Consider the following 20,782-nt stretch of genomic DNA (forward strand, 5'->3'; position numbering starts at 1 on the left):
CGGTTACCGAGGGGTCTGCTTGCTCTGATCGGTCACGGTGCCGTTGGAGGTCGTGTAGACGGTCGGTTCCATCGGCTCGAAAGCGGCGTCGTCGGCCCCGCCACCGAGGGTGCTGGGCTCGTACTCCTCCCACTGCGCTTCACGGCGACGGCGGGCGACATACGCGGCGCCGATCCCGACCGCGGTGCCGAGCAGAGCGTACCCCGCCATGCGCCCGGTCCGGCTCTTCTTGCGCCCGACCGCCTTGTCCGCCTTCTTCTGCAGCTTGCGGGCCTGCTTCCGCTCCGCCTTCAGCTCCCGCTTCATCTCCTTGCGGCTGGCCTTCTTGGCGGTCTTGCCGGCCTGCCGGACGTTCTCCGACGCGGCCACCAGCGCTGCGAGGGCGCTGTCCCAGCTCTGCGAGGCGGCGTCCCGCGCGGCCGTGGCGGCCGGCTGAACCCGATCTCGAGCGGCAGTGATCCTGGGTGTGACGGTCGCGCTGGTCTCGTGTGCCGCGATCGAGGCCGCGCGCTTGAAGTGATCCACGCTCTGCCCGAGCTCGTTGCGCATCCGCGCCTTCCGGCTCCGACGGCGAATCGTTGCGAACACCGGTGCCCACCTCCTGTGGTCTCTTCAGGCCATGTTGCCTTCTCGGGTACCCCCGCGCCGCCGGATCCACGACATGGGGGAGGATCCGAATTGCACGAGAACAGTCCGTTCACCGCAGACGGGAGTACCCGTGGCCGAGAACCTTTACGCCACCCTTCACACCAATCACGGCGCGATCCGGGTTCAGCTCTTCCCGGATCACGCCCCGGCGACCGTTCGCAACTTCGTGGAGCTGGCCGAAGGCACCAAGGAGTACAAGGACCCGCGGACCAACCAGCCGGGCAGTGGGCCGTACTACGACGGCACCATCTCGCACCGGGTCATCCCCGGGTTCATGATCCAGATGGGTGACCCGACCGGCACCGGTCGTGGCGGCCCGGGCTACCAGTTCGGCGACGAGTTCCACCCGGAGCTCTTCTTCGACCGGCCCTACCTGCTCGCCATGGCGAACGCGGGACCGGGCACCAACGGCTCGCAGTTCTTCATCACGGTCGCGCCGACGCCGCACCTGAACCGCCGGCACACGATCTTCGGTCAGGTCGCCGACGAGCAGTCCGCGAAGGTCGTCGACTCGATCGCGAACACCCCCACCGGCCCCGGCGACCGTCCCCGTGAGGACGTCGTCATCCAGCGGGTGGAGATCACGCGCGGCTGAACGCTCAAGGTACCTTTGTGCCATGAGTGAGGCTCCGTCGACGGCACCGGTGTGTTATCGCCATCCGTCACGAGAGACCCTGCTTTCGTGCAGCCGGTGTGAGCGTCCGATCTGCACCAGTTGCATGAACGACGCGGTCGTGGGTCACCATTGCCCCGACTGTGTCAAGGAGGGCCGCCGCAGCCAGCGGCCGGCGCGCACCGCCTTCGGGGGGAGCCGCGCCGGCCAGCTCGGCTACGTCACCACCGGGATCATCGCGGTCAACTCGCTCGTCATGATCGCCTCGGCGGTCCTCGGCGGGCCGACCGCCATCGCCGGTGGAGGCGGCTTCTTCGGCCTGCTCGGCACCGGCACCCCGCTCACCGACTTCGGTGAGGTGCTCGGCCTCGCGACCTACGGCGGCGAGATCCACGGTGTCGCCGAAGGCGAGTGGTACCGGCTGGTCACCGCGATGTTCCTGCACTACGGCGTGGTGCACCTGCTGCTCAACATGATGCTGGTGGCGCAGGTCGGCCGCTATCTGGAGGGCCAGCTCGGCCCGATGCGGTTCGCCGCCCTCTACCTGCTGGCCGGTCTCGGCGGCAACGTGACGGCCTATGTCTTCCAGGCGCCCAACCAGCCGTCCGCCGGCGCCTCCACGGCCACGTTCGGCCTGGTCATCGCAACCATCGTGATCAACCGCCGATTGCTGCGCGACAACAGCTCGATGACGTCGATGCTGGTGGTGAACCTGATCTACACGTTCACCATTCCGTACATCTCGATCGCCGGTCACCTCGGCGGGCTGGTGGTCGGAGGCGCGACGGCCTTCGTGCTGGCCTACTCCCGGATGCCGCACCGCTCGATCAAGCAGGCCGCCGGCTGCGCCGTGATCCTGCTGCTGATCGTCGCGGCGGCCGTCGTCCGGACGACGGCGCTGCTCAGCTGACCGCGCGCAGGTCGGCGAGGGAGACGGCCACGTCGTCCGGCATGGCGCCCAGCTCGTGCGCACTGAACGTGTGGATGGTGTCACCGGCGTCGATCTCCAGGACGTCGCCGCGGAACACTCGGCGATTGGCGCGCTCCACGCGTACCCTCTCGATTTTCGACCAGGGCAGATGCTTGCGCCGGGCGAATCCGGTGACCACCGTGATGCCGTCGCCGTTCGCCGCCAGGCGGACCGGAACCACCAGATCGCGCGCCGCCCAGACGGTCAGGCCCGTCGCGGTGACCGCGGCGAGCGCCCAGCGCACCGGATCTCCCTCGGCGAACCCGGCGGCCAGCACCAGCAGGGCGACCGCGGCGATCAGTTTGGACACCGGCAGGGCCGGTTTGACGCGCCATTGCATCGCATCACTATCTCAGAATGATTCACGCCAACTCGTCCGGCCTGCTGTAATTCGATATTCAGTGGCGCGGGCCGACTCCTCCGCCATTCATCTTCCGTTAACACTGCATGGACGTGTTCGCCAGTACGTTCCACCCCGCGGCCGAGGCCGCCGCGGCCCTCCCCGCCGCCGGCCGGCACCTTCCGATCTTCCGCAACTGCGTGGACCCGGACGATCCCGCGACCCTGGTGGCCCGCTGTGTGCGCCCCGGAGCGCCACTCTCCGGCGACTGGTTCCTGCTGCTGACCCGGCGCCGCCTGGTCATCACCCAGGACACCCGGCCACTGCACCGGACCCGCCTGCACCTGAACGCGCACCTGCGCCAGGTGAGCAACGTGACCTGGCGGCTCGACCTGTCCAAGCCGGGTATCGAGCTGGCCCTCACCGCGATGGACGGGGTCCGCGAACGGCTCCGGATGCGGCTCGGCGACTCCGACACGGTGTGGCGTACCGAGCAGCTGCTCCGCGACACGTTCGTCTGCAAGCCGGCGCTGGTCTAGCCCAGCGTCCCCGGAACGGTCAGGACAGGAAGTCGCCGATCGAGCGGCGCAGCCCGGCCGGATCGAGGCCGTGCACGCGGGCGTGGTCGCGCCAGTCGCCGTAACGGCGGACCTCGGCCCGGCCGACGCCCAGATGCAGCGACCGGTGCGGCAGCCCGTTCAGGGCGTCGGCGACCAGATGCGCCGAGGTGCCGGCCAGGTACGGCTCGACCATCACGATCTCGCCCTCGATCAGCGAACGCAGCCCGTCGGTGTCCAGCGGCCGGGGCGTGTTCGTGTACGCCACCGTGACGTCCATGCCGAGGGTCGCCTCCAGCACCGGGCCCAGCATCGGCCCGACCGCCACCACCAGCGGCCCGCCCCGCCGCAGCACCCGCAGGCTGCCGCCGTCCGGGTAGGCATGACCGTTCTCCTGGACCGACAGGCGCACGTAGACGCGATCGTCGTGCCGGGCCGCCGCCCGCAGCAGCGGGCCCACCTCGTCACGGTGCCCCGGCACGTGCACCGTCCACCCGTCCAGGGTGTCCAGCAGCGCCACGTCACCCGGCGACTGGTGGGTGTAGCCCTCGGGCGCGGCGTCGTACGACCCCCCGATGCTGACCAGCACCGCGCCGGTGTCCTGGTGCCCGAGGTCCAGCTTGATCTGCTCGTACGCCCGGTCGATCAGGAACGGCGCGTACGAGTGCAGGTAGGGCCGCATCCCGGTGAGCGCGAGCCCGCCGCCCACCCCGGCCATCAACTGTTCCCGGATGCCGACGTTGAAGACCCGGTCCGGGTGCCGGCGCTGCGCGGTGGCGAACGACGCCGCGGAGATGTCCGCGACCACCAGGGCGGTACGCGGGTCGTCGTCCAGGATCGCGGTGGTCGTGTCGATGAACGTCTCCCTCATACCGTTGCCACCACCAGGTGCGGCCGGTCGGAGACGACCCGCAGAGCCCGCTCGATCTCGTCGTGATCCCGCCCGTCGACCACCGACACGCTCCAGTTCGGGAACCGGGCCGGGATCCCCACGAACGGTCCGGCGTGCGGACCGCCGCCTTCGCCGCCGCCATCGCCATCGCCATTGCCGCCGCCTTCGCTTTCGCCGGAGACGTCGATGTACGCGTTGCTCCAGGTGGGCGCCCCGGACCAGCCGCCCGGCCAGCCGTGTGTCGCGGACCGGTTGTCGATGACGATCGCGGTGATCGGCAGGCGGATCGCGGCCGCGTACGCGATCGCCTCGTGATTCGATCCCTCGTCGAGTTCCGCGTCGCCGAGCAGCACGAACGTCCGGGTGTCGAGGAATCCCTGTGCCCGCAGCCCGAGCGCGACGCCGACGGCCAGGCCGAAACCGTGGCCCAGCGAGCCGGTGCCGATCTCGACGCCCGGGATCAGCGTCCGGTCCGGGTGGTGCCCGAGTGGGCTGTCCCAGCCGCCCATGTCGTCGAGCCACTCCTCGGGGATGAACCCCTTGGCCGCGAGCACCGCGTAGTAGGCGGCCGGCCCGTGGCCCTTGGAGAGCAGGAAACGATCCCGGTCCGGCGCATCGACGGCCTCCGGGGTGATCCGTAACACGCGGTCGTAGAGAACCCACAGGACATCCAGCGTCGAATGCGCGCTGGGCGAGTGTTTGGAGTCGCCGGTCACTCGGCTCAACAGCTTCATGAGCATAGGCTGCAACTTGAAGTTCACTTCAACTCAAGGGAGTCGGGGGATGGAGCATCTCACCATCGGGGAACTCTCCGCCCGCAGCGGGGTGGCCCCGTCCGCGTTGCGCTTCTACGAGCGGGAAGGCCTCATCCATGCCTCCCGCACCAGCGGCAACCAGCGGCGCTACGACCGGGCCGAGTTGCGCCGGGTCGCCTTCATCAAGATCGCCCAGCAGGTCGGGGTCTCGCTCGACGAGATCCGCGAGGCGCTCGCCTCCCTGCCGGAGAACCGCACCCCCACGAAGGCCGACTGGTCCCGGCTGTCGGCCCGGTGGCGGCACCGCCTCCAGGAGCGCATCGGCGTCCTGGAACGGCTCCGAGACCAGCTCACCGGTTGCATCGGCTGCGGCTGCCTCTCCCTGCAACGCTGCAAGCTGGTCAACCCGAGCGACCGCCTGGCGGTCAGCGGCGCCGGCCCCCGGATGATCCTCAACCCACCCACGGAGTGACGTTCTGCCGCGGACGCCGCGCCGACCTCCGGGGCGCCATGTTTCGAGCGTCCCCGAATGAAGCGCATCCACCTCATCTGTACGGAATTCGAGTGCGGTGGGATCTGGGTGGTCCACCGCGACGGTCAGGTGGAGCGGCTTTGGGTCCCCGGGACCCACGAGTAACGGGTGAGCGGAGGGCGTGGGATTCGAACCCACGAAGAGTTACCCCTTACCGGTTTTCAAGACCGGCGCCATCGGCCACTAGGCGAGCCCTCCCGTAGTGCCGCTCCAGTCTGCCACCCTCCTCTGGTTCTTGTCGTACCGGTGGGGCAGAGTCGGCCGCATGCACGCGATCGTGATCGAGGACAAGCGTCTGGTCTGGGCCGAGGTGCCGGAGCCGGAGGCCGGTGAGGGCGAGGTCGTCGTCGAGGTGACGGCGTCGGCGGTGAATCGGGCTGACGTCCTGCAGCGGCAGGGGTTCTATCCGCCGCCGCCGGGCGCCCCGGAGTTTCCGGGGCTGGAGTGTTCCGGGGTGATCAGCGCGCTCGGGCCGGGCGTGTCCGGGCACCATGTGGGCGAGCGGGTGTGTGCCCTGCTGGCCGGTGGGGGCTATGCGGAGCGGGTGGCCGTCCCGGCCGGGCAGCTGCTGCCGGTGCCGGCCGGGTTGTCGCTGGTCGAGGCGGCGGCGCTGCCCGAGGTGGCCTGCACGGTGTGGTCCAACGTGGTGGACCGGGATCGGCTGCGTCCCGGTGAGACGGTGCTGGTGCATGGCGGCGGCAGCGGGATCGGCACGTTCGCGGTCCAGTTGGGGGTGGCGCTGGGCGCGACGGTGCTGGTGACGGCCCGGGCGGCGAAGCACGAGCGGCTGCGCGCGCTGGGCGCCGCGCTGGCGATCGATTATCAGAACCACGATTTCGTACGGGCGGTGCTGGATCACACCGGCGGCCGGGGTGTGGACGTGGTGCTGGACATCATCGGCGCGAAGTACCTGTCGCGCAACGTGGCGGCGCTCGCGCCGGAGGGCCGGATCACGGTGATCGGGATGCAGGGCGGCCGGTCCGCCGAGCTGGATCTGGGCCAGTTGATGGCGAAGCGGGGCCGGGTGTCGTCGACGTCGTTGCGGGCCCGGCCGGCGGCGGACAAGGCGCGGATCGTGGCCGGTGTGCGGGATCAGGTGTGGCCGCTGGTCGCCGCCGGGCTGGTGAAGCCGGTCATCGACAGCACGTTCCCGCTGGCGGGGGCGGCCGAGGCGCATCGGCTCATGGAGTCCGGCGACCACTTCGGGAAGATCCTGTTGCAGCGGTGATCACCCGTACGAGTGACTGATTTCGGAGTCATATGCCCGATTAAGCAGGATATGCGGCGAGTCGCCAGCGTGTCGCGGCCCGGCGATCCCAGCATGGACGGACAGCACGGCCGGTCTCCGGCCGTGCCCCGTACCCGACCACTGGGGGACACCGTGACGTACGCACCGCATCGTTCCGCTCCGGCCCGGGAGTTGCCGTCGATCGAGGACGGCTGGAACGCGGGCGCCTTCCGGTGGCGCAGCCGGATCTGGATCGCCGGCGGCGTCACCGTCTCGGCCGCGCTCGTCGCGTTCGGGGTGTGGGCGGTTGCCACGAGCCCGGCGGCGACCGTCTCCGGCGCTCTTCCGGGTGATCCCCCGATCGGTCAGTTCACCGTCTCCGCCACCGCGTTGCGCTGCGGGGTGCCGTCGGTCGGCCCGGCCGGCCTGGAACAGCGGGCGGCGGGTCAGTTCTGCCTTCTCGATGTCACGGTCACGAACAACGGCCGGGAGCCGGAGTTGTTCGACAGTGGCGCGCAGCGAATCCATGACACCAACGGCGAAGCCTACGCCGTTGCGGAACAGGCCGCGGTGTTTCTCAACGATCGCAGTCCGACACTGCTCGACCGGATCGGGCCAGGGGAGACGGTAGCCGGTGTGCTGCCCTTCGACGTTCCGGTGGACGCGCAGCTCAGCGGGGGTGTCCTCAGCGGCGAGGAGTCCACTCCGGGCGTACGCGTGCCACTGCCCGATCCGCGCTGAACGCAGCGTTTATCGGTTCGTGATCGGGGATCAATTATGTGAATCACGCCCCGCCGGATTCGATGTTGTGTTGGCATGGTCCACGGAATACGCACGGTTGTCCGGGTTCCCATTGCCCACCTTCGACGGCGGCATAAACGTGACCGGCGGTATCGGCCACGTTCGGATGGGATTCGCGCGAGTGCCCCGGGCCTATTTCGGAGGCAACACTGCACGGTACGTCCACCCGCCGGGTCCTGACCGTCGGCGCGCTCGCGCTGGCCGTCATCACGCCGGCGCTCGACTCAGTCGGCCACGGCTCGGAGACGGTCACCACGCCTCAGGCCCTGCCGGCCACACCGGAACTCGCCGAGCGCGCGCTGCCCGACGGACTCCAGATGCGACAGCTCGACATCGAGCCGGTCGTGCTCGGCGTCCCACGGGAGATCCGGTTCGCTGCCGGCGTCACCCCCGGGCCGGTACGCGCCGGGCTCCTCAACCGCCAGAAGAGCGCCCGGCGCGCCTCGCGTACCGTCCCGCGGCGGGTCGTGGCGGCGGGCCCGGCCGCACGGATCCGTCCCGCACCGGTTCCACGACGGGGCGTCGCGGCGCGCCCGGCCGCCCGGATCCGTCCCGCACCTGTCCCGCGCCGTCCGGCCGCGGTGAACCGGCAGGTGGTCCGGCGGGCGGTCCGTCCCGTGCAGCGCCCGGTGCCCCGGGAGCTGCGCAACGTCCGGCCCGCCCGGGTCCAGGCGGTGCGCCCGGCCGGCAAGCGTGTCGTCGTGCAGCACCGGCGGGCCGCGGTCGTCAAGCGCGGTGTGGTCCGCAAGACGGTCCGCGGCACCGTACGGCGGCCGTTGCGGGCGGCCGGTGACCGCGCGAGCATGCGTGCCGTGATCGCGTACGCCCGGGCACAACTCGGCAAGCGCTACGTCCGCGGCGGTGAGGGCCCGTACGGCTTCGACTGCTCGGGGTTCACCAAACGCGCGTACGCCCGAGCCGGTCTCAGCCTGCCGCACTCCTCCGGGGCCCAGGCACGCCGTGCCCGGTCCATCTCCCGGGCCAAGGCGCGTCCCGGTGACCTGGTGGTCGGCCCCGGGCACGTGGGCATCTACATGGGCCGCGGAATGATGATCGACGCCGGGAACCATCGCACCGGGGTGATCTACCGGAAGTTGTACCGGGGGCTCAGCGTCGAGAGGCTGGGTTGAGGGCTGGTCCAGCGGTCAGCACCCGCCGATCCGACGGGTGCCGACTCGCTGTGACCACCGTTGCCTCACGGCAGCCGATCACCACCGGGCGCGGGGATCTCTGCCACGCACACCCGGTCGGATGTCTGACAGAAGCATCACCTGCGAGGGCCCGGGGCATGCGCACCACCTGTGCGTTTACCCGTTCGTGTGACGGCGTGCGGCAATGCGGACGAAAGGCGCCGGACACGTCGAACGGTTAGTCTCGGCCCATCGTGGGAAAACCTGATCAGTTACTCACCACGCTGCCGGAGGCCAACAATGAGTCTTGACGACCGCGCCCTGGCGCCCGACCCGTATGATCTTTTGCCCCCGGTCCCGTCCTTCACGGTGACCAGCACGGATATGACGGACGGGCAGCCGCTTGACGAGCTCCACGTGCACACCAGCGTGGGCGGGAAGAACCTGTCGCCTCAGCTGTCCTGGTCCGGCTTCCCGGACGAGACGCGTGGTTTCGTGGTCACCTGCTTCGACCCGGACGCCCCGACCGGGAGCGGGTTCTGGCACTGGGTGCTGGTGAACCTGCCGGTCACCGTCACCGCCCTGGAGCGCGGCGTGGAGCCGCTGCCGGACGGCGCGTTCTGCGTGCGCAACGACTACGGCACGCGAGAGTACGGCGGTTCCGCCCCGCCGCCCGGCGATCGCCCACACCGCTACGTGTTCGCCGTGCACGCGATCGACGTCGACCGGCTCGAGGTGACGCCGGACGCCTCCCCGGCGTACGTCGGCTTCAACCTGGCCTTCCACACCCTGGCCCGGGCCACCCTCCGCCCGACCTATCAGGTCCGCGGCTGAGACTCCGAACGGAATAAGGCCGCCGGCGACGCCGGCGGCCTTACACGTGTGCGGTGCCCGGTCAGCGGGGAACGCGGGCCACGCAGAACACCGACTGCCCGAACGGCGGACGGACGATCCGCTCGGCGGCCTTCGTCACCGGCAGCACCAGGGTGTCGTAGATCTTGACCATCGGCCCCTCCTTGGGGGCCAGCTTGAAGATGCTGGTCGCCGTGTAGTAGCCGATCAGGCCGAGCGCGTTCGCGTAGTGGAGCTTCTCGATCTCCAGCCCCGCCTCGGTGAAGGCCGCGCCGAGCGTCTTCTTGGTGTAGCGGCGGATGTGCCCGGTGGCGATGTCCACCTGGCTCATCGCGAACATGAAGGCCGGCACGATGATGATCACGCGGCCGCCGGGGCGGACCAGTTCCTTCATGCTGCGCAACGCACCGACGTGGTCCTCGATGTGCTCCAGCACGTTGTACGAGACGGCCGCGCTGTACTCGGCGGCGGCGTCCGGTGCCGGAAGCAGCATCTGCTTGACGTCGATGTTGGAGTGTTCCGCCATCCGCTCCTTGAGCAGGACGAGCCGGTCGGGATCAGCCTCGGTCGCGGTGAACCTCGGCAGATGCTCCGCCCACTCGATCGCATAGTCACCGAGGCCGCTGCCGATCTCGATGGGGTTGTCCCCCAGGTACGGGAGTGCGAGCTCGACGAACCACCGCCGGTGGTTGACCGCCGTGGCGAGGCCTTCGAGCACTTCGGACTGGATCCGCTGGTCTCCAGTGATGTCTGCCATAGGTGAGGTTCCCTCATCTTGCCGATCTGAGCTGACAGCGGGACCAGCGAAGTTAACCATCTGAAGCGCCTAACCGAAAGTTGGGTGCCGGGCACCACTGATTTTTTGGCCTGATTGAGACATAGGTGCACCGGGTAGTGGGATGGGTTACCCCGCCGCAAGTCCACAGGATGGACACGTCGTCGGACACGCGGAAAACACGCGTACATATCGGCTCTATCACGCCTGGGGCGCACACCACCGGCTTCTTGGAAACCTCGGTTAGGCTCGCCGATGCTATGACGATTACGGGTTTTGACTCGACAGGCCAGTCGACCGCCGAGAACGTTCTGTCGCGAGGCCGAGTGACCGCCGACGACGACCTGGACGCGGAGCTGATAGCCCTCGGTTCAAGTGGCACGGTGGTCGCTCCCACCGCTCCGGCCGCTCCTCACGAAACCGTGGATGAGCAGCCCATACGTCCGCCGTGGCGGCGCCTGCTCACGTGGCGCGACATCGTGGCGATCGGCGCTTTCGCCGTCTTCGCGATCATGCTGACCCTGCCGTTGTGGCTCAATCTTGATCATGAACTGCGTGACGATCCGCAGGATCAGGCTTTCTTCGAGTGGATGCTGGCGCACGGTGCTCGAGTGCTCACGGATGGCGTCTATCCGTTCTTCTCGGACCGGATGAATTACCCCGACGGGGTGAACATGATGGCCAACACCTCGGTGTTGGCCGTTTCGTTGCCACTGACGCCGATCACTCTTCTGTTCGGCCCGCATGTGGCGTTCAACGTATTTCTCACCGGCGCATTGGCATTAACCGGTGCGTCGTGGTATCTCGTGCTCTCCCGGCGGTTCGTCACCTCCCGGCCGGCCGCCTGGGTGGGCGCCCTCTTCTGCACCTTCGCCCCGAGCATGGTGTCGCACGCCGGCGGCCACCCGAACATCGTCTCCCAGTTCCTCGTCCCGGTGATCATCTGGCGGACGCTGGAGCTCCGGGTTCGCGGTCGCGCGCTGCGCAACGGGCTGATCCTGGCCGGGCTGCTGATCTGGCAGGCGTTCATCAACCTCGAGATCCTGTTCATGACCGCCGTCGGCCTCGGCCTGTTCTGCGCGGTCATGGCCGTCGTCCGGTGGCGTGCCCACCGGGGCGAGATCCTGCCGTTCCTCCGGGCGCTCGGCGTCACCGCGGCCGCCACCCTGGCGGTGCTCGCCTACCCGCTCAGCGTCCAGTTCTTCGGTCCGCAGAGCTACCAGGGCCTGGCCGAGTTCGTCCGCAACTTCGGCGCCGACCTCGCCTCGTTCGCCGCCTACTCCCGGCACTCGATGGCCGGCGACACGGCCACCGCCTCCCGGCTCACCCAGAACGCCGCGGAGGAGAACGCCTTCTTCGGCTGGGGCCTGATCGTGCTCTTCCTCGGCCTGCTCGTCTGGCTGCGCCGTTCCCGGGCGGTGCTCACCCTCGGCGGGATCGCGATCCTCTTCGGGGCCATGTCCCTCGGACCGCGCATCGTGCTCAACGGCGTCGACACCGGCATCCCCGGCATCTGGGCGCTGCTGCACCACCTTCCGGTGCTGGACTCGGCGGTGCCGACCCGCTGGGCCATGGCGATCGCCCCGATCGTCGGCATCGTGCTGGCCTTCGGCTGCCAGCGGGCCGCCGACATGATGCGCGCACAGCCGGCGTCCCGCGGCCCGGTCCGCGTCGCGATGATCACCGCGGTGGCGATGGCGCTGGTCCCGCTGATCCCGCGGCCGATGGCCACGGTGCGGATGGACCCGGTCCCCGAGTTCGTCACCTCCGGCGCGTGGCGTGACTACGTCGACGAGCAGCACACCGTGGTCACCCTGCCGCTGCCGGACAGCACCTACCCGGACCCGCTGCGCTGGACCGCCACCACCGGCCACGAGATGCGGATCGCCGGGGCGTACGCGCTGCTGCCGAACCAGAACCCGCTGGACCCGAGCGACCGGACCGCGATGTTCTCACCGCCGTGGCGCCCGACGAGCGGCCTGGTCACCTCGATCAAGCAGGGCAACCCGATTCCGGAGATCAACAACGACCGTCGCGAGGTGACCCTCGCCGACCTCCGGTTCTGGAAGGCCGGCGTGGTGGTGCTGACCCCGCAGAGCCGCGACATCGAGCTGCTGCGCACCATGTCCGACCTGCTCGGCTTCCGCCCCACCTGGACCGGCGGCGTCTGGGTGTGGGACGTCAGCGACCTGGTCGACGACCCGGACACGGTCCTCACCGGCGGCGAAGCTTTCTGACCCGCCTGGGCCACCCGCCGGTCGTCCGTGGCGGGTGACCACCGATCTCAGCCCGGGGCGGGCGGCACGGGCCGGTGTCCGGCGGTGGTCGCCGTCTTCCCCGGGCGGTAGGCGTCGCGCGTACGGCTAAAGGGTTTTGATGCAGCAGCCCGGGCAGACCTTGGGCTGCGGCAGGGTGAAGGCGAGGCAGCAGGTCTTGCGGCGGACGTCGAGATCGCCGTTCGGGCCGGGCGCGAGGTCGATCAGGTCGCGGATGCCGAGGGCGCCGAGCAGCCGGTCGATGGCCTCGGCGGAGGAGCCGGGCACGGTGTCGGCGGAACGCAGAACGCCGTAGGCGATGCCGGAGGCGAGCGAGCCGAGCAGCGGGCGCCGGCCCAGCCGGACCCGCCCGTGGATGGCGTCGAGCAGCGGTTCGAGATGCTGGTCGAGGAGGGCGTGGCGGAATTCGGCGAGCAGCGCGTCCTCGTCGGCGACCACCTTGACCTGGGGGAGGCCGGAGACGGCGAGCGGATCGTTGGGCAGGACGGCGACCGGGATGTCCGGGCGCATGCCGAGCGTGACGAGCGGGCGCGGGTCGTCGAAGTGCATGATCGCGTCGGTGGAGGTGAGCAGCGGCACGCGGCGCGCGGAGGCCCAGCCGAGGACGGCGGGCAGAGCGAGCCAGTAGGTGTAGGCCTTCCAGGCGAGCGCGGCGGCGGCGTGGGCCTGCGCGTTCCACCGGCGGCGGGCGGCGTCGAGCAGGGTGTCCAGGTGCACGTCGGCCAGGCGGGCGGTCGGGGTCCAGCCGGCCAGGTCGCGCACCACCAGGTCGGGGGCGAGACCGGGGACCTCGGTGCTGGTGCCGAACATGGCGCGCAGGGTCGCGTTGACCGGGGCGAGTAGTGGCGGGCGGACCTGCCTGAGCTCGAGGGTGGTGCTGGTCACGGGCGGCCGCCGGCCCGCGGCACTCGTCGCTGAGTCACCGCATTCTCCTTGCGGATGATCTTGCAGAAGCCATCGTGGCGCGAGCCGGCTCTTGTGGAGCGGCAGGGGCTCGCGAAGGCCCACGGTACCCGGTTAAGGGTAGCCTAACCACACTGGCCCAAGTGGAGGATTCGGGCGAATACCCTCGGCGATTGCTGCCGTACGTAGCGTGATGGCGTTGCCGGATTCGTCAAGGTATCTGTCGGCAAAACGCTACTAGCCCCTTGCAGACGTGAAGTCCCGGCGACACTGAACGTGCCGTCGCGAAGGGGACATCCGTGATGACCACCTCGCCCATTGAGAGGGCCGCAGACAAGTTCGTCACGGCGCTCGCGCAATGGCGGGTCGAGCGCGGAATGACCAAGAAGCAGCTCGCCGCGCGCATGGGCTTCGATCCCTCCTACGTCAGCCACGTCGAGGGCCGCCGCCACAAACCCACCGAGGACTTCGCCCGCCGGGCCGAAGCCGTCCTCGGCGCCGGCGGCCTCATCTGGCAGCGCTTCCAGGAGTACGACGAACTGCGCAACGCACGCAACGCCGGACTGCACCGCGACCCGCCGGTGCCGGTCCAGTGGCTGCCACCGGGCACCGGGCTCATCGTCGAACGGGAGATCGCCGAACTGGTCTACACCGACGGCGCCTACCGCTGCCGGGTCCGGCGCTCCCTCTACAACGCCGGCGTCGAACCGGTCACCCGGTACCTCGCCAAGATCTCCGTCGACCGCTACCCCCACGACCCGGCCGGCTCCAACCGCCACCACCGGGAGAACCCACTCACCTTCGGCGAGATGGACGTGCGGGCGTACGCCGGCGAGAGCGACGCCGCCGAACCCATGCTGTGGCGGGTCAAACTGGACCGGGACGCGTCCAAGGAGATCTGGCTCATGTTCGCCAACGAGCGCGGCCAGTTCCCGCTCTATCCCGGCGAACGGACCACCATCGAGTACGCGTACACGGTCGGCGAAGAGAAGTGGGGCCAGTGGTTCCAGCGCGCCGTCCGCCTGCCGACCCGGTCCCTGACCGTACGGCTGAACTTCCCGGAGAGCTTCGAGACCCAGGTCTGGGGTGTGGAGGCGTCCCTCGCCGCCGAGGTACCCGTCCGTACCCCGTTGGAACGCCGCACCGAGGGAGGTCGTGCCATTTTCGAGTGGTCAACCGACGCGCCCCTGCTCAACGCCAGGTACCGCCTGGAATGGCGGTTCCGTGGCGCCGACGCACCGCTCTACGAGGAGACCGGCCCACCCGAGCCGGCCCTGCCCCGAGCCTCGCACCGGATGCGCGGCATCGGCATCATCCAGCGCGGATCCGACCTGCTCCGGCAGCGGGCCCGGCACTTCCAGCTACCCCGCGAGGGGGCGGCCGCCCGGACCTCGGTCACCCGGCTGCTCACCTCGCTCGGACGGCTGGAGGACCTGCACGAGTTCAGCAAGGGCGTGGGTCTCGCCGCGCCCCAGATCGGGGTTCCGGTGGCGGCCGCCGTCGTCCGGCCGCCGGAGCGCGACACCGATCCGGTCGTCCTGCTCAACCCCCGGGTCGTCGGCGAGTCCGGCGAGACCGACGAGCAGTACGAAGGCTGCCTGTCCTTCTTCGACTACCGCGGCCTGGTTCCGCGACCGCTGCGGATCGACGTGGAACACGCGCGGTTCGACGGGACCCGGGTGGTCACCACGTTCGAACGGGCCCTCGCCAGGCTGATCAGCCACGAGATCGACCACCTGGAAGGCCGGCTGTACGTGGACCGGATGAAGACCGACGCCAAGCTCGTGCCGGTCGCGCAATACCAGCAGACCGGCCGTCCCTGGGACTACTAGATCCGGGCTGCACACTGCGGCTCCGGATCGGCTCAGTCCGTGAAACTGTCGTACTTGATCCGGATCGACGGGACCTGCAACTCGGCGAGCCTCTTCAAGGTGGCCTTCACCATCCGGCCCGACCCGGAGACGAAGAAGTCGTGCTCCTTCCACGGACCGTACTTCGCCACCACGTCCGAGATGTCGCCCTGCTCGCCGGGGAAGGTCGGATCGTCGCTGCACGCGGTCACCACCGACAGCCACGGGTAACGGGCGGCCAGCCGGTTCAGGTCGGCCAGGTCGTACAGGTCGTCGCGGGTCCGCGCGCCGAAGAAGACGTGCACCCACCGGGTCCGGTTGTACCGGGTGAGCTCCTCCAACAGCGACTTGATCGGAGCGAGCCCGGTGCCACCGGCCACGAAGACGGCGTCCCGGGTCGATCTTCGGTCCAGGGTCATCGAGCCCATCGGGGCGGCCAGCTTCACCATGTCGCCCACCTGCACCCTGCGGACCAGGGCGCTGGACACCCAGCCGGCGCCCACCGCGCGTACATGGAAGTCCAGCGTGTTGTCCCGGCGCGGGGCGTTCGCCGGTGAGTAGGTCCGCCACAGTCGCGGCTGGTAGCGCGGGCACTCCAGGCTCAGATACTGCCCGGCCCGGTAGTCCAGCGGCTGCATCGGCAACACCGTGAACACCGCGATGTCCCGGGACCTGCGCTCGTGCGCCACCACCTCGCCGTACCAGTACGGCGGGTTCGGGTCGGCGTCCGCTCCGGCCAGCATCTTCGACGCGATCACCGCGTACGCGTCCGCCCATGCCTGGTCGTACTCGACGCCCCACTCCTCGCCCGCGAACGCCCGCATCGACTCGATCAAGGCTCCGCCCACCACCTCGTAGTGTTCCGGTTCCACGTGAAACTTGCGGTGATCCCGGCCGAGGGCCCGCAGGTAGTCGTCGAACCGCTCCGGATCCTCCAGCGTCTGCACGGCGGTCACGATCGCCCCGAGCAGACGGGCCCGCTGCACATCCATCTGCACCGGGAACAGATCGCGAAGGTCCGGGTACGACAGGAAGATGCGCGCGTAGAAATAGCCGGCGACCTTGTCCTGATGTTCCTCGACCAGGCTCCAGCTCTCCTTGAGCAAGCGTGCGAGGTCTCCCATGCCATTCAGGGTGGTCAGCACAGTCGGGAACACGACGCACGGACAGTGCGACTCACCACCCTCCCCGGCGCGTCGCGCGCCGAATTGAGTCGTTTTGTGCCTCGCCGCCGCCCAGCCATCCCCTATGAAACAGACCCTAGAGTTGCGAGGTGACCGTCGAAGACCAGCAGCTGACCACCCGCCCGCGTTACCGGGCCGAGATCGCCATCGTGTTGCTGCTCTCGCTCGGGCAGTCGGCCGTCTACTCCGTGGTGTCGCTCACCGCCAAACTCACCGCCGACAAGCCACTCGCCCAGCAGACCGCGACACTCAACCCGACCGTGTCGCCGCGGCCCTACCTCGACCTCACGTACCAGCTGCTCGGAATCTTCTTCGCACTCATCCCCGTGGTGCTGGCACTGTTCCTCCTGGGACGGTCCTTCGGGGAGGCGACACGGGAACTCGGCATCGACTACCGACGGCCCGCCTACGACCTCGGCTGGGGCACCGGACTCGCCGCCGGCATCGGCCTGCCCGGCCTCCTCCTCGTGTACGGGGCGCTCCAACTCGGCGTCAACGCGCAGATCGTGCCTTCCGGGCTCGAACCGTACTGGTGGTCGGTGCCCGTCCTGGTCCTGTCCGCCGTACAGAACGCCGTCCTCGAAGAGGTCATCGTCGTCGGCTACCTGATCACCCGGCTCCGGGCCCTCTCGCTGTCACCGGCCTGGATCATCGCGGCGTCCGCCGTGCTGCGCGGCTCCTACCACCTCTACCAGGGCTTCGGCGCCTTCGTCGGCAACGCGGTCATGGGCGTCGTCTTCGCGCTGTTCTACCTGCGAACCAAACGGGTGATGCCGCTCATCGTGGCGCACAGCCTCCTCGACATCACCGCGTTCGTCGGCTACGAACTGCTGCCCGAATCCTGGCTGTCCTGGCTCGAATACTCCGCGTAGAACCGGCGCGCCCGCACCGCCACCGCCTCCGTCGTGGCACGGGCACCCAGCACGGCGGTGAGCAGACTCACACCCGGCAGCCGGACCAGCTTCAGCGCCACCCAGAGAGCCACGGCACCCTTCCCCGGAGCCGCCAGCGCCAGCAGATCGTCGGCACGCCGCGGATCCGCGGGATCCAGGCCATAGACCGCGGCCAGGTGCAACACCAGCTCCGCATGCGTGATCACGGTCGCCGCGACAAGAGCAATCGGGGCGTACGGGCCGGCAAGCGCGCCAAGCCCGCCCCGAACACCCGCCGAACGAGTGAACCGCTGAACCGCCAGGCGTGCGATCGCCTCCGTCGTAGCCGTCGGATACGACGCCCTCGTCTGAGCGGCCCACGCCCGGGCCCGGGGACCGATGTGCCGGACCGCCGCGTGAGCCAGGATCCGGGGCGTACGCGCCGGATCCGCCAGCAACTCCTCGGTCAGCGACCCCAGCCCCTCGGCCACGGTCCACTCCGTGGCGGCCGCACCGGGCACCACCACCGCACTGTCGCCGATCACGCCCGGCCGGGACGGTGTCGCGCTGGAATCGGTTGCGGTCGCATTCGGCGGCGTCGTCGTGGGCGCGATGGATTCGGCCGCGGCCGCTTCCGCCGGTGCTTTTGCGGCCGAGGTGGGTGCGGTTGCCTCCGGCTGGACTGTTGCGGTTGCGGTCGCTCCTACGTCTTGGGTCGCTGTGGGTGGTGTCACATCGCTGGGCTGGGCCGTGATCGCCTCGGGCGGTGCCGGTGTGCCGGCTACGGCTGCGGGCGTTGTTGCCGTTTCCGCTGTCCGTGGCGGCAGGGTGGGCTTCTCCTGCCGGGATGCCGGGCGCCTGGCCGACGTCCGGACGGTCAGATCGACGGGTGGGACCGCTTTGGCCGCGGTCCGCTTGGCGGTCGTTCTCCTCGCCGCCACCTTCTTCGCGGGCGTGGCTACCTCCGCCGAAGGTGCGACCTTCGCGGCCGGGCTGCTCTTACGCGGCGTGGCAGGCTCGGCCTTCTCCGCGGACCGCGCTTTACGCGGCGGAGCCACCGTCTCGGCTCGGCTCGCCTTCTGCGGCGGGGCGGGCTTCTCCGCGGGGCTCGGCTCTTCCGGCGGGGCGGGCTTCTCCACGGGGCTCGGCTCTTGCGGCGCGGCGGGCTTCTCCGCGAGGCTCGGCTCTTCCGTCGCGGCGGGCTTCTTCGCCAGGCTCGGCTCTTGCGGCGGGGCGGGCTTCTTCGCCAGGCTCGGCTCTTGCGGCGCGGCGGGCTTCTTCGCCAGGCTCGGCTCTTCCGGCGGGGCGGGCTTCTTCGTGGCGCTCGGCTCTTGCGGCGGGGCGGCTGTCTCGGCTGGGCTTGCTGTCCCGGCCGGGCCCGCCTTTTGTGGCGGGGTGGCTCTCTCCGCGAGACTCGGTTTTCGTGGCGGGGCGGCCTTTTTCGCGGTAGTGGCCTTCTTCACCGGAGTGCGCTTGGTGGGGGTGCCAGCCGGGTCCGGCGCCGAGGTCGGGGGAGTTTCGGGTGCGGGCTCGGCTGGGACCGGCTCGGGAGTGCGCACCGCCTGGGGAGGCACCGCGGCGGAAGCGGGCTTACGGCGGGTGCCGGCATCCGTACCGGAAGAGGTGTTCGAAGAGTGACCTTCGGCACTCGGGCCGGGGCGCGGGGGTTGGAAGGTCACCGCCGGCGGCGTGCCACGGCGCGCGGGGGTGGCGGTCGGCTCCTCGGCGGGAGGCTTCTGCTCGGGCGTGCTGAACGGGCTTCGCGGATCCCGAGCCCGCGGAGCCTCCCGGCGCGTGTTCTCCTCCATCGCACGCAGCCTAGTCCCATCCGCAACGTTTCGCCTGTTCGTGACCGCTCGGGAAGATCCTTGGCGTGCCAGATGGCAACCTCTTTGTGCGACGCTGAGCGGGTCCGGTATTGTCAAGCCTCGGTGGCCCCCGGGCCGCCGGGGAGACTTCGCCTAGTCTGGTCTATGGCGCCGCACTGCTAATGCGGTTGGGGTTTTAAAGCCCCTCCCGGGTTCGAATCCCGGAGTCTCCGCGCGAAAGTCGGTGTTGTAGGCTGACTGAGCAACAAGGCAAGCGCCCGTAGCTCAATGGATAGAGCATCTGACTACGGATCAGAAGGTTAGGGGTTCGAGTCCCTTCGGGCGCGCTTCACTGAAATGGCCGTGACCTGCGGAAACGCAGCTCATGGCCATTTTTGTTTCCCAGTTTCGAGCCCCATTTTCCCGTAATGTGGGAAGTGGTGATCCGGTGGTGATCGGCTGTTCCGAAGTGGCGGGTCCGCACCCGTGCTTACCTGTGCTTTTGTGTCCATGGCGTCGTGATCGAGCCGGAATTGGGCCGGCGGATTCATTCGCATCGGCCGGTACCCTGCCTGCATGCCCGCCGGTCAAGGTCCTATGAGCAAGCGGCTTCGCCTCGGTACTGAGCTGCGCAAACTCCGTGAGTCCCGGGAATGGTCGGTGACTCACGTCGGCGGCCTGATGGGCTGGAGCCACACGAAGGTCTCGCGGCTGGAGAACGGCAAGGTTCGGCCAGACGTCGGCGAGGTGATGGACCTTCTCGACACCTACGGAGTGAGTGGTGCGGCTTACGACCGGCTGGTGGGCCTGAGCCGACAGGCCAACGCCCGAGGATGGTGGCGGGCCTTCGCGGGGATGCCGGAGCGCCAGATGGGCTTCGTCGAGATGGAGTCCGGCGTACTCGGTATCCGGGAGTACGCCATGGTCTTCATCCCCGGGCTCCTCCAGCACGCCGGCTACGCCCGCCAGCGGTTCAGTGACAGAGACGCGGTCAAGGACTTCGATCTGGCAGCTGCGGTCGACGGACGGCTGGAAAGGCAGAAAATCCTTGGACTCGGCACCGAATACGAGGCGATCCTCGATGAGGCGGTTCTTCGTCGTCGCACCGCGCCGCCTGACGTGATGGCGGCGCAGTTCCGTCACCTGATCGAGCTGGCTTCGCGTGAGAACGTAACCGTGCGGGTGCTGCGCCTCGACGCCGAGGTGGAGTACCTGTCCAGGGCCTTGAACAGCTTCTCCCTCTACCGATTCGATGACCCCGACCAAGATGACATGGTGAGCGTCGAGACCGAGACAAGCGATCTCTGGCTGGGCGATCCCGAGGATCTTGCGCGGTATAGCGTGGTCTATGGCCGCCTGCGAGCGGCGGCTGTCAGCCCGGAGGCGACGCTTGACCTCCTCCGCTCGCTTGTGGACCAAGCCTGAAGAAGGGTTGCGTCATGCAGTTCACGGAGTGGCGTAAGAGCACACGTAGTGGCAATCAGTCCAACTGCGTGATGGTTCGCCACAACTCGTCCCACGTGCAGGTGAAGGACTCGAAAGACCCGGAGGGTCCGGTGCTGACCTTCACGCGTGCCGAGTGGGCCGCCTTCGTCGGCGGGGCCCAGAACGGCGAGTTCGACCTGAGCTAGCGCTACAGAACACGACTTCGAGGGCCGGTCCGCGAGGACCGGCCCTCTTTGGTGGTCAGTAGCGGACATATCGGATGACTTCTGTCAGTCGGGTTGTGTTGATCACGCACAGATTAGAAACTCGCACATGTGCGCCAACGCTCAATGTGACTAATGCTTATCCAT

The 20,782-nt window shown here is 69.2% G+C and carries 22 protein-coding genes and 3 tRNA genes; 16 read left to right on the forward strand and 9 right to left on the reverse strand.

Going from position 1 to position 20,782, the window contains the following annotated elements:
* Window positions 1–3: 3 nt before the first annotated feature.
* Window positions 4–549 carry a hypothetical protein gene (locus AB0I88_RS22700; RefSeq protein WP_361027766.1) on the reverse strand — a complete coding sequence of 182 codons (546 nt, stop codon included), beginning with the start codon at window positions 547–549 and terminating at the stop codon, window positions 4–6.
* A gap of 169 nt (window positions 550–718) precedes the next feature.
* On the opposite strand from AB0I88_RS22700, the gene AB0I88_RS22705 reads away from it, so the two are divergent.
* Both AB0I88_RS22705 and AB0I88_RS22710 read left to right on the forward strand, forming a co-directional pair.
* Window positions 719–1,243 (forward strand): peptidylprolyl isomerase, encoded by a 525-nt coding sequence (locus AB0I88_RS22705; RefSeq protein WP_361027769.1) that lies wholly within the window; start codon window positions 719–721, stop codon window positions 1,241–1,243.
* Between the two features lie 22 nt (window positions 1,244–1,265).
* Window positions 1,266–2,171 carry a rhomboid family intramembrane serine protease gene (locus tag AB0I88_RS22710; protein ID WP_361027772.1) on the forward strand — a complete coding sequence of 302 codons (906 nt, stop codon included), beginning with the start codon at window positions 1,266–1,268 and terminating at the stop codon, window positions 2,169–2,171.
* Here the strand turns inward: AB0I88_RS22710 and AB0I88_RS22715 are convergent.
* Window positions 2,164–2,571, reverse strand: a complete 408-nt coding sequence (locus tag AB0I88_RS22715; RefSeq protein WP_361027774.1) for a PH domain-containing protein — start codon at window positions 2,569–2,571, stop codon at window positions 2,164–2,166. The two genes, AB0I88_RS22710 and AB0I88_RS22715, sit on opposite strands and share 8 nt — an antisense overlap.
* Before the next feature lie 107 nt (window positions 2,572–2,678).
* Here AB0I88_RS22715 and AB0I88_RS22720 point away from each other — a divergent pair, with 107 nt between their 5' ends.
* Complete coding sequence (locus AB0I88_RS22720) at window positions 2,679–3,110, forward strand: hypothetical protein (RefSeq protein WP_361027777.1); 432 nt, start codon at window positions 2,679–2,681, stop codon at window positions 3,108–3,110.
* A gap of 19 nt (window positions 3,111–3,129) precedes the next feature.
* Here the strand turns inward: AB0I88_RS22720 and AB0I88_RS22725 are convergent, their stop codons facing one another.
* Both AB0I88_RS22725 and AB0I88_RS22730 read right to left on the reverse strand, forming a co-directional pair.
* Window positions 3,130–3,999: a transketolase gene (locus tag AB0I88_RS22725; RefSeq protein ID WP_361027780.1), complete on the reverse strand. Its 870-nt coding sequence runs from the start codon at window positions 3,997–3,999 to the stop codon at window positions 3,130–3,132.
* Window positions 3,996–4,754: a thiamine pyrophosphate-dependent enzyme gene (locus AB0I88_RS22730; protein WP_361027783.1), complete on the reverse strand. Its 759-nt coding sequence runs from the start codon at window positions 4,752–4,754 to the stop codon at window positions 3,996–3,998. The genes AB0I88_RS22725 and AB0I88_RS22730 overlap by 4 nt, the downstream gene beginning before the upstream one ends.
* A gap of 49 nt (window positions 4,755–4,803) precedes the next feature.
* Here AB0I88_RS22730 and soxR point away from each other — a divergent pair, with 49 nt between their 5' ends.
* Entirely contained in the window at window positions 4,804–5,247 is a 444-nt protein-coding gene (soxR, locus tag AB0I88_RS22735; RefSeq protein ID WP_361027786.1) for a redox-sensitive transcriptional activator SoxR, read from the forward strand.
* 173 nt (window positions 5,248–5,420) lie between these two features.
* On the opposite strand, the gene AB0I88_RS22740 is transcribed toward soxR, so the two are convergent.
* Window positions 5,421–5,505, reverse strand: a tRNA-Ser gene (locus AB0I88_RS22740).
* A gap of 67 nt (window positions 5,506–5,572) precedes the next feature.
* Between AB0I88_RS22740 and AB0I88_RS22745 the strand changes: the two genes are divergently transcribed.
* From AB0I88_RS22745 to AB0I88_RS22760, 4 genes are all read left to right on the forward strand, one after another.
* Window positions 5,573–6,535, forward strand: a complete 963-nt coding sequence (locus AB0I88_RS22745) for an NAD(P)H-quinone oxidoreductase (protein ID WP_361027789.1) — start codon at window positions 5,573–5,575, stop codon at window positions 6,533–6,535.
* A 153-nt stretch (window positions 6,536–6,688) separates the two neighbouring features.
* Complete coding sequence (locus AB0I88_RS22750) at window positions 6,689–7,276, forward strand: DUF4352 domain-containing protein (RefSeq protein ID WP_361027792.1); 588 nt, start codon at window positions 6,689–6,691, stop codon at window positions 7,274–7,276.
* 377 nt (window positions 7,277–7,653) lie between these two features.
* Window positions 7,654–8,466 (forward strand): NlpC/P60 family protein, encoded by an 813-nt coding sequence (locus AB0I88_RS22755; RefSeq protein ID WP_361027795.1) that lies wholly within the window; start codon window positions 7,654–7,656, stop codon window positions 8,464–8,466.
* Window positions 8,467–8,766: 300 nt separating this feature from the next.
* Window positions 8,767–9,300 carry a YbhB/YbcL family Raf kinase inhibitor-like protein gene (locus AB0I88_RS22760; RefSeq protein WP_361027798.1) on the forward strand — a complete coding sequence of 178 codons (534 nt, stop codon included), beginning with the start codon at window positions 8,767–8,769 and terminating at the stop codon, window positions 9,298–9,300.
* 61 nt (window positions 9,301–9,361) lie between these two features.
* Here AB0I88_RS22760 and AB0I88_RS22765 read toward each other — a convergent pair whose 3' ends face one another.
* On the reverse strand, window positions 9,362–10,075 hold the full coding sequence (locus AB0I88_RS22765) for a class I SAM-dependent methyltransferase (RefSeq protein WP_361027801.1): 714 nt from the start codon (window positions 10,073–10,075) through the stop codon (window positions 9,362–9,364).
* Window positions 10,076–10,419: 344 nt separating this feature from the next.
* Here AB0I88_RS22765 and AB0I88_RS22770 point away from each other — a divergent pair, with 344 nt between their 5' ends.
* On the forward strand, window positions 10,420–12,330 hold the full coding sequence (locus AB0I88_RS22770; RefSeq protein WP_361027804.1) for a hypothetical protein: 1,911 nt from the start codon (window positions 10,420–10,422) through the stop codon (window positions 12,328–12,330).
* Between the two features lie 126 nt (window positions 12,331–12,456).
* Here AB0I88_RS22770 and AB0I88_RS22775 read toward each other — a convergent pair whose 3' ends face one another.
* The gene (locus AB0I88_RS22775) at window positions 12,457–13,179 is read right to left on the reverse strand and encodes a hypothetical protein (protein ID WP_361027864.1); all 723 of its coding nucleotides are present in this window, start codon (window positions 13,177–13,179) and stop codon (window positions 12,457–12,459) included.
* Window positions 13,180–13,574: 395 nt separating this feature from the next.
* Here AB0I88_RS22775 and AB0I88_RS22780 point away from each other — a divergent pair, with 395 nt between their 5' ends.
* Complete coding sequence (locus AB0I88_RS22780; protein ID WP_361027806.1) at window positions 13,575–15,104, forward strand: peptide deformylase; 1,530 nt, start codon at window positions 13,575–13,577, stop codon at window positions 15,102–15,104.
* A gap of 32 nt (window positions 15,105–15,136) precedes the next feature.
* Here the strand turns inward: AB0I88_RS22780 and AB0I88_RS22785 are convergent, their stop codons facing one another.
* The gene (locus AB0I88_RS22785) at window positions 15,137–16,246 is read right to left on the reverse strand and encodes a globin domain-containing protein (protein WP_361027809.1); all 1,110 of its coding nucleotides are present in this window, start codon (window positions 16,244–16,246) and stop codon (window positions 15,137–15,139) included.
* A gap of 149 nt (window positions 16,247–16,395) precedes the next feature.
* Between AB0I88_RS22785 and AB0I88_RS22790 the strand changes: the two genes are divergently transcribed.
* Window positions 16,396–17,178, forward strand: coding sequence for a CPBP family intramembrane glutamic endopeptidase (locus tag AB0I88_RS22790; RefSeq protein ID WP_361027812.1), 783 nt, complete (start codon window positions 16,396–16,398; stop codon window positions 17,176–17,178).
* On the opposite strand, the gene AB0I88_RS22795 is transcribed toward AB0I88_RS22790, so the two are convergent.
* Window positions 17,127–17,669, reverse strand: a complete 543-nt coding sequence (locus tag AB0I88_RS22795; RefSeq protein ID WP_361027815.1) for a hypothetical protein — start codon at window positions 17,667–17,669, stop codon at window positions 17,127–17,129. The genes AB0I88_RS22790 and AB0I88_RS22795 overlap by 52 nt on opposite strands.
* Window positions 17,670–17,679: 10 nt before the next feature.
* On the opposite strand from AB0I88_RS22795, the gene AB0I88_RS22800 reads away from it, so the two are divergent.
* The 5 genes from AB0I88_RS22800 (at window position 17,680) to AB0I88_RS22820 (ending at window position 20,617) form a co-directional block, all read left to right on the forward strand.
* Entirely contained in the window at window positions 17,680–18,816 is a 1,137-nt protein-coding gene (locus tag AB0I88_RS22800; RefSeq protein WP_361027818.1) for a hypothetical protein, read from the forward strand.
* Between the two features lie 312 nt (window positions 18,817–19,128).
* Window positions 19,129–19,219, forward strand: a tRNA-Ser gene (locus AB0I88_RS22805).
* A gap of 41 nt (window positions 19,220–19,260) precedes the next feature.
* Window positions 19,261–19,333, forward strand: a tRNA-Arg gene (locus AB0I88_RS22810).
* Between the two features lie 250 nt (window positions 19,334–19,583).
* Window positions 19,584–20,411 carry a helix-turn-helix transcriptional regulator gene (locus tag AB0I88_RS22815; protein WP_361027821.1) on the forward strand — a complete coding sequence of 276 codons (828 nt, stop codon included), beginning with the start codon at window positions 19,584–19,586 and terminating at the stop codon, window positions 20,409–20,411.
* Window positions 20,412–20,425: 14 nt separating this feature from the next.
* Window positions 20,426–20,617 (forward strand): DUF397 domain-containing protein, encoded by a 192-nt coding sequence (locus tag AB0I88_RS22820; RefSeq protein ID WP_361027824.1) that lies wholly within the window; start codon window positions 20,426–20,428, stop codon window positions 20,615–20,617.
* Window positions 20,618–20,782 lie beyond the last annotated feature (165 nt).

Source organism: Actinoplanes sp. NPDC049802 (assembly GCF_040656595.1).
In the GTDB taxonomy this organism is placed as follows: Bacteria; Actinomycetota; Actinomycetes; order Mycobacteriales; family Micromonosporaceae; genus Actinoplanes.